Raw genomic sequence first — 7,556 nt, forward strand, 5'->3', positions numbered from 1 at the left:
GGGATAACAGGTGGCCGAAATGGTGGAGCAATCACAGGCACGCGGGCGTATAGGTGAGGTGTTTTGGGTATTTTTAGCGCTCGGCTTAACGTCCTTTGGCGGCCCGGTAGCGCACCTGGGGTATTTTCGCACAGCCTTTGTCGAGCGGCGCCAGTGGTTAACTGAAAGCGCCTACGCAGATCTAGTGGCGCTGTGTCAGTTCTTGCCGGGGCCCGCCAGCAGTCAGGTGGGCTTTGCGCTTGGCCTACTGCGCGCGGGGCCTTGGGGGGCTGCCATGGCGTGGCTGGCGTTTACGCTGCCCTCGGCGATTATCCTGGTGCTGTTTGCGTTTGGCGCGGCGGTGCTGGATGGCCCCATTGCCAGTGGCATTATCCATGGCTTAAAAGTGGTGGCGGTGGCGATTGTCGCCCACGCAGTGTGGGGCATGGCGCGTAACCTCTGCCCGGATAAAACCCGCACGGGAATCGCGCTTGCGGCGGTATTGACGGTGGTGCTGTTCAGCGGCCCGCTGGGCCAGGTGTCGGCGATTGTACTGGGGGGCTTAGCCGGGCTAGCACTGTGTCGCGATAGCGCTGCCGCTACGGCAAGTGAGTCGCTGCATTTTCCGGTGACGCGTAAGGCGGGCATGGTGGCGCTGGGGGGATTCGCAGGGCTGTTGATTCTGCTGCCGTTATTGGCGGGGATGGCGGTTTGGCTGGATATCGCCGATGCGTTTTACCGTTCAGGCGCATTAGTGTTTGGTGGCGGGCACGTAGTGCTTCCGCTGTTGGAAGCGGAAGTGGTGCAGTCGGGTTGGCTTACGTCGGATGAGTTTTTGGCTGGTTACGGTGCCGCCCAGGCGGTACCGGGGCCGCTGTTTACGTTTGCGGCTTACTTAGGCGCGCTGTTGCCCGGTATCAATGGTTTAGTCGGTGCTTTGCTGGCGCTGCTGGCAATCTTTATCCCCGGCTTTTTGCTGTTAGTGGGCGTGCTGCCGTTTTGGAATCAATTTCGTCAGTGGGGTAGTGCCCAGGCGCTAATGCGCGGTGCCAATGCGGCGGTGGTAGGCATTTTAGGCGCAGCGCTTTATCAGCCGGTGTGGACGAGTGCGATCATTGGTGCAGAGGAGTTTGCCCTGGCGTTAACCGGTTTCTTGCTATTAACCGTATGGAAGCTGCCCGCTTGGGTAGTGGTGGTTGTTGTAGCGTTTGGGGGTATTGCGATTGCGCCATGAGCCGTCATTACGAACGAAGTGAAGTAATCTCGGGATTGGGGTAGGCGTGAAAAAAAGCTTTCTTGGCAGACCGCCGGGAGGCGGCCTGCGTGGAGTGGAGAAGTGGGAACAGCAGAAAAAGTGTCTGCTATGGCGCCTCCAGCTCTAAGGTGCGACGCAGGGCGTGAAGTTCATCCACTCCCAGATGCTCAAGCCTTCCGGCGAGCAGGTCGCTGATTTTCTGAACGGGAAGCCCTGCCCGGCGGGCAATTTCTCGGCTTCCTAAGTCTGATACGGCGATCAGACGCGTGATAATACGCATTAATCGCGTACGTTTTTCAAGTTCCCTGACGTCGAGGTCAGGGCTGCTTCGCGGAGGATCAAGCTGTTCCGCAGTGGCAGTTGCGCGTGCCGTGCTCATGTGGCTCCATCAGTCTGAAATGACAAACACACAATGCCGCCAACCGGTGCGCATTTCAATGCCTATTTTGATGAAAATTTCGCGACCTCGGCAACGCCCGCAAACGGGCTAGCTCTGGTAGACTATTCGCCTTCCTATTTTGATGTGTGCCTGACTCGGCGCACGCTGTTTTTTAATTTAGTTTCGCTTTTTATAGGCCGTTGGGCCGAGGAGTTTTGCATGTCGTCGAACAGCGCACCCAAGGTGGGCGTGATCATGGGATCCAAGTCCGACTGGCCAGTCATGGAGCACGCTGTTTCCATGCTGGAGCGTTTGGGCGTGGCTTATGAAACTCGCGTGGTGTCAGCACACCGTACACCTGACCTGCTGTTTGACTATGCCAAGAGCGCTGCCGAGCGCGGTTTGCAGGTAATTGTGGCAGGCGCGGGCGGTGCTGCTCACTTGCCAGGTATGGTGGCCTCGCAAACGCCACTACCGGTACTGGGTGTGCCGGTGGAGTCGAAAGCGCTAAAAGGTTTGGATTCGCTACTCTCCATTGCCCAGATGCCCGGCGGCATCGCAGTGGGCACCTTGGCGATTGGTAAAGCGGGCGCGACCAACGCAGGGTTGTTAGCAGCGCAGATCGTTGGCCTGCAAGATGCGACCGTACGCAGCGCGGTTGAAGCGTTTCGCGCAGAGCAGACTCAGAAAGTTCTCGACAACCCTGATCCGCGCCCCGAGCCGGAAGCGGAATAAGGAGTTTGGCTATGAACTCAGGTATTGCAAAGAACAGTGTTGTAAAAGACAGTGTTGTAATAGACATCGTTGTACAAAACATCGGCGTACTGGGTGCAGGCCAATTAGGCCGCATGTTGGCGCTGGCGGGTTATCCGCTGGGTAATCGCTTCACTTTTTTAGATACCACGGGTACCCCCAGTGCGGGCATTGGCGAGGTGATTGTCGATCCTAATAACCAGCACCTGGCTGAGTTTTTAGCCAAGGTTGATGTGGTGACCTACGAGTTCGAGCACTTACCAGTTCAACTGGTCCGCGAAATAGAACAGCACAAACCGGTTTACCCCAGCAGTCGCGCTATTGAAGTGTGTCAGAACCGGGTCGAAGAGAAGACGCTGTTTGATCGCTTAGGCATTCCGACCCCCGCTTACCGGGTGGTCGAGAGCCCCGAGCAGCTTGAAGCCGCCGCCCGTGAGTTGGGTTGCCCGGTGGTGGCTAAATCGGTCACTGAAGGCTACGACGGTAAAGGCCAGGCAGTCTTGAAACAGCCCGAACAGGCTGGCGAGGCGTGGAGCGCAATTGGCCATTCGCAGTTGGTCGTTGAGGCCTTCGTCGACTTCGTGCGGGAAGTCTCGATGATTGCCGTGCGCGGTCGTGATGGTGAGGTGGTGTTCTACCCCATGGCCGAAAACCAGCATGTGGATGGCATCCTGCGCTACTCTGTGGCGCCGCTGCCGGATCTGGATGCCAGCGTTCAGCAAACCGCTGATGGCTATATTCGTGCGCTGCTCGATGAGCTGGATTACGTGGGCGTGCTAGCGCTCGAGCTGTTTCAAACCCGCGATGGCAGCCTGCTCGCCAACGAAATGGCGCCCCGCGTGCATAACTCTGGCCACTGGACGATGGACGGTGCGGTGACTAGCCAGTTTGAAAATCACCTGCGGGCGATACAGGGCTTGCCCTTAGGCGATACCCAGGCGATTGCCCCCACCTGCATGATTAACGTGATTGGTCGTGAAGGTGACAACGCAGCGATTCTAGCGCTTGCCAATACGCACCTGCATCGCTACGACAAAGCCGAGCGCGCCGGGCGTAAGCTTGCCCACGTCAATATCCTCGCGCCTAATCATGCCGAACTGCTGGAAAAAGTGAACGCCTGCAGTGCGTTACTGCCGGAAGCACCGCCTCCCGCTTTGAGTTTTGCAATCAAACAGTAGTGATCGAAAGCCGCTTGCCAGCAAGCGGCTTTTCATTTCACCTTGCCCATTGGGAGGTGGGGGCTAGTTGACCGACTACGCAACTGCTATCGCTAAAATTGCCTAAATGCGCTAAGAAGGAGCCACAAAAAACCAGCGTTTTAAGTTGGACTTAATAGCACTTCTTTTTAGGCGGGTAGTCGGTATGGCTCATTCCTCAATCACGGGGCTACGTCGGGGTGGCGGACGCTGACCCTGCCACGTCAAGTCGATCACCAGCGGTAGGCCAGACTTCCCCATACTTGCGGGTCGCGCTGATCGCTATCCGACTGCGCGTCGCCGCCTTGGGTCTGCCAGGCGCTGGAGAGTGACAGGCTGAGCCCCGCCTGCACGTAGCGAATCCCCAACCCGGCGCCGGCGACACGACGGCTATCGCCTGCATCGACCCCGCCGTTCGGTGTATGGCCGGTGTCGTAGAAGACGAAGGGTGACACCCCCTGGGCCGCCCGATAACGCAACTCGAACTGGGTCAACCAGCCGCGGGCATCGGAGCCCTCACCCACCGGGTAGGCACGCACGCCGTCTGGGCCACCCAGGTAGAAGCTCTCAGAGCCGTCGAGGTCTTCACGGTCAGCCCATTGGCCAGTGAAGCGGCCATAGAGTTCGATGCTGGCGCCTAACGCCTGCAACCGCGAGACATCGAGATCGACGGTGGTGAAGCTATAGTCTTGATCGCCGCCGGCCAGGCTCTGGTCGATCTCCATGCGTCCTGGGGTCAGCGTCAGCTCGCCCCAGGTGATGCCGCCGCGGCCAAGGTTGTCGCGGGCGTCGAAAGTGAGCCCCAACGGCAGCGCACGGCTGTCGGTCGCCTTGCGATAGTCGAAGGTCTCAATGTCATCTTCGAGCGTCTTGTAGCGCGCGCCACCGAAGAGGGCGACATTGGTTTGCTGGCGACGCACCAGCGGGTAACGCAGGCGGGCGCTGTAGACATCGGCCTGGCCGGTGTAGCCTTGGAACCCGTGGCCGAGAGTGTAATCATTGCGGGCATAGCCGAGCTCGCCACGCAGGCCGCTGGTGCCCAGGGGCAGGGCATAACTCAGGCTGCCCAGCCAGGTGTCTTCGCTGGTGTAGAGGGCGCTCAGGTCGAGTTCATCGCCCACGGTCAGAAGCCGGTTGACCGCTACCCCGGTACGGCCGCGGTACTCGCCCGAGTAGCGGTTGCCATGATTGTCGGCCCCGACCAGCCCTGTGACACGCGAGGAGGGCTGCACCTTCACGTCCAGATCTCCAGTGCCGGGGCGGCTGCCCGGGCGCATCACCGGGTCGACCTTAACCCCGGGCAGATCGCCCAGCAGCAGCAACTGGCGCGATAGTGGCGCCGACGCGATGGGGGTGTCTGGGGTGAGTGGGTCAAGCCAGGGCTGGAGTTCGCTCGCCAGCGGCTCGGGACCGCTGGTGTGGGCACGGTCGTAGCGTCCTTCGACGATGCGAACCGTGAGATGGCCGTCGCTCAGCTCCTGTGCCGGCAGCAGGGCACGGGCAAACGGATACCCGTGATTGCGGTAGAAGCGGCTCAGCCGGTTGGTCAGCTCGCGCAACCCGGCAAGGTCGTGGCGCTGGCCGAGTACATCGCCCAGCACCCGGTAGAGTCGGGCGTCGTCGAAAGCGGTATTGCCTTCCAGCGTGATCGAGCGCAGCGTCACCTCCGCGCCCCCGGCCTGCTCCTCTTTGAGCGGCTCACCGTGGAGTTCGAGCCGAACGGAGGGCGGCAGCGGCGCGATCTGCTGCCCACGATTCTGCTGCAGGATCTGGCCGGCGCCCGGTGCGGTCTGCGCCAGTGCGGGGGTGGCCGCCAGCAGCACCGCCGTCAGGGCGAGGGGGGTTGTTTTCAGGGTCATCATCATCATCTTGGCCGGTTACAGGTTGTTGTCGATGGGCATGTCAGTCTCATCCGCAGCAGTCTCACCCACGGCATCGGTGTTGATCCCTCCCCGGATCACGATCAGGCCGCTGAAGCCGCTCTCACGAGTGCGCTGTGCCGCTGCTTCGTCGCTGACCTCCACGAGAGCGAGACCATCGCGGGCTCCGTCCTCCTCGCCTGTATTGGAGCTGGTCGTGTCGGGCAATGCCGCTCCCGTTGGGGGGGAAGAGGCCGTGGTGCCGCCAGCGCCGCCCTGGCGACCAAGGTCGGTGATCGTGCGCTGCAGCACGGCGCTGGCGATCTGCGGCGCGCGGCTGGACGTGAAGGGCGTCGGCTCGGGATCAACGGGCGGCGTCGGCTCGGGATCAACGGGCGGTGTCGGCTCGGGATCAACGGGCGGCGTCGGCTCGGGATCAACGGGCGGCGTCGGCTCGGGATCAACGGGCGGTGTCGGCTCGGGATCAACGGGCGGTGTCGGCTCGGGATCAACGGGCGGCGTCGGCTCGGGATCAACGGGCGGTGTCGGCTCGGGATCAACGGGCGGCGTCGGCTCGGGATCAACGGGCGGTGTCGGCTCGGGATCAACGGGCGGCGTCGGCTCGGGATCAACGGGCGCCGCCGCGATGGTCAGGCTGCTTGGCACGAAGTCGATGGCGTAGTTGCGGTTGTTGGTTTGCGTTACCGAGCCCTGCTCGATGGCGTAGCCGCCCACCGCCTCACCGCTCTCACGGCTCAGGTCACCCGCTAGGCTTTCCCCGGCCACCAGGCCACAGTCGGCGGTCTGGCCGCTGGCGCAGCCGGTGCGATAGGTCAATGCCGGATCATCATTGCCGACGGTTTTTTGCTTATCGTCCGCGGTGACGGTCACCGGGCGCGGGGTAATGGCCAGTTCAGCAGCGGCGTCGGCGTAGCTAATGTCGTAGCCCTGTTGGTCAGAGTAGAGGCCGCCGAGGGTCAGCTTACCGTCCTCGGTGGAGTAGGTAGCCACGTTTTTCGAATCGGTGGTGTACCCCAGGCTGCCCAAAACCGATGCGTTCGGCACGTTGCTGGTGTAGTCGCTGGCGCCGGTAGCAACGCTGCCGTTGTAGACAACGTCGCTGAGCGTGCCGGTGTCACTCGCCGTGACCGTGACGGCCTGCAAAAAGCGGCGCAGCAGCGGCGTGGTGAAGCCCTCATAGAGTCGCCATACCGTGCCGGTGCCACCTGCCGCGTCGATATCGCTGCCCCAGTCGGCAAAAGTATCCCGTTTTTTAAGATCGACGAGCGTTTTTCCCTCGCCCAGGGTGTTGTACCCCTCCCCACTGTTGATGGCGTCGCCATCGCTATCGGTGGTCGCGTAGTAGGCGTGAGTGATGCTGCTGCCGGTGTTGATGCCCGCCAGCCCGCCGACATCTTGATTACCGCTGACCGCGCCGGTGGCGTAGGCGTGGGAGATGGTGCCGTTGTCGTTGCCGCCCACCAGCCCGCCGACATATTGATCACCGCTGACCGCGCCGGTGGCATAGGCGTGGGTGATGCTGCCGTTGTTGATGCCCACCAGCCCGCCGACTGCTTTATTACCGCTGACCGCGCCGGTGGCATAGGCGTGGGTGATGGTGCCGCCTCGGTTGTAGCCCACCAGCCCGCCGACGTAGTTACGGCCTGTGACGTTGCCATCGACCAGCCCGACATGGCGCAGGGTGCTGCCCGTGTCAACATAGCCAAACAGACCGATGTAGTCCGTACCCTCGCGCTTGATGGTCAGATCGCGGAGGGTATGGCCCAGGCCATCGAAGGTGCCGGTGAAGGAGCGAGAGCTATCGCCTGACGGGTCAACGCCTACCGGGGCAAACCCCGCCCCATCGTTCCAGTCTCTGGTGGCGCTGGCGTCGATATCCAGGCCCAGCAGATAGCGGCCCGCGAGGTCGTTTTGCATCGCCTGAAGCTGGTCGATATTCAGGAGGGCGGTATAGAGTTCGGGGCGGTTGGTCGCATTGATCGTCCCCGACGGCAGATCGTTTTTGTTGAACACCTGGTTGCCGGCCAGGCCTCGCAGCCAGGGCGTGGTCTGGTTGTCACTGTTGCCCCAGACCGTGTCGAAATCGAAACCTTCCAGGTTGCTGGCCTCGAACA

The 7,556-nt window shown here is 61.7% G+C and carries 6 protein-coding genes; 3 read left to right on the forward strand and 3 right to left on the reverse strand.

Annotation, left to right across the window (positions count from 1 at the left end):
- Nucleotides 1–19 precede the first annotated feature (19 nt).
- Nucleotides 20–1,213 carry a chromate efflux transporter gene (chrA, locus tag E0L35_RS24190; RefSeq protein WP_171051226.1) on the forward strand — a complete coding sequence of 398 codons (1,194 nt, stop codon included), beginning with the start codon at nt 20–22 and terminating at the stop codon, nt 1,211–1,213.
- Between the two features lie 127 nt (nt 1,214–1,340).
- On the opposite strand, the gene E0L35_RS24195 is transcribed toward chrA, so the two are convergent.
- Nucleotides 1,341–1,613 carry an XRE family transcriptional regulator gene (locus E0L35_RS24195; RefSeq protein WP_008958942.1) on the reverse strand — a complete coding sequence of 91 codons (273 nt, stop codon included), beginning with the start codon at nt 1,611–1,613 and terminating at the stop codon, nt 1,341–1,343.
- A gap of 219 nt (nt 1,614–1,832) precedes the next feature.
- On the opposite strand from E0L35_RS24195, the gene purE reads away from it, so the two are divergent.
- Together purE and E0L35_RS24205 are read left to right on the forward strand one after the other, a co-directional pair.
- On the forward strand, nt 1,833–2,348 hold the full coding sequence (gene purE, locus E0L35_RS24200) for a 5-(carboxyamino)imidazole ribonucleotide mutase (RefSeq protein ID WP_022522693.1): 516 nt from the start codon (nt 1,833–1,835) through the stop codon (nt 2,346–2,348).
- An 11-nt stretch (nt 2,349–2,359) separates the two neighbouring features.
- Complete coding sequence (locus tag E0L35_RS24205) at nt 2,360–3,544, forward strand: 5-(carboxyamino)imidazole ribonucleotide synthase (protein WP_138801643.1); 1,185 nt, start codon at nt 2,360–2,362, stop codon at nt 3,542–3,544.
- A 251-nt stretch (nt 3,545–3,795) separates the two neighbouring features.
- On the opposite strand, the gene E0L35_RS24210 is transcribed toward E0L35_RS24205, so the two are convergent.
- Together E0L35_RS24210 and E0L35_RS24215 are read right to left on the reverse strand one after the other, a co-directional pair.
- Nucleotides 3,796–5,421, reverse strand: a complete 1,626-nt coding sequence (locus E0L35_RS24210) for a ShlB/FhaC/HecB family hemolysin secretion/activation protein (protein ID WP_138801644.1) — start codon at nt 5,419–5,421, stop codon at nt 3,796–3,798.
- Nucleotides 5,422–5,439: 18 nt separating this feature from the next.
- Nucleotides 5,440–7,556 (reverse strand): MBG-2 domain-containing protein (locus tag E0L35_RS24215; RefSeq protein ID WP_171051227.1); only part of this gene is annotated, 2,117 nt, incomplete at its 5' end.

The organism is Halomonas sp. ATBC28 (assembly GCF_005937175.1).
Lineage (GTDB): Bacteria > Pseudomonadota > Gammaproteobacteria > Pseudomonadales > Halomonadaceae > Vreelandella > Vreelandella titanicae.

Bases quoted from the DNA above. Each gene is read 5' to 3' on its own strand.
- E0L35_RS24205 (WP_138801643.1), top strand. From the start codon at position 2,360: ATGAACTCAGGTATTGCAAAGAACAGTGTTGTAAAAGACAGTGTTGTA.
- chrA (WP_171051226.1), top strand. From the start codon at position 20: ATGGTGGAGCAATCACAGGCACGCGGGCGTATAGGTGAGGTGTTTTGG.
- E0L35_RS24195 (WP_008958942.1), bottom strand. From the start codon at position 1,613: ATGAGCACGGCACGCGCAACTGCCACTGCGGAACAGCTTGATCCTCCG.
- E0L35_RS24210 (WP_138801644.1), bottom strand. From the start codon at position 5,421: ATGACCCTGAAAACAACCCCCCTCGCCCTGACGGCGGTGCTGCTGGCG.
- purE (WP_022522693.1), top strand. From the start codon at position 1,833: ATGTCGTCGAACAGCGCACCCAAGGTGGGCGTGATCATGGGATCCAAG.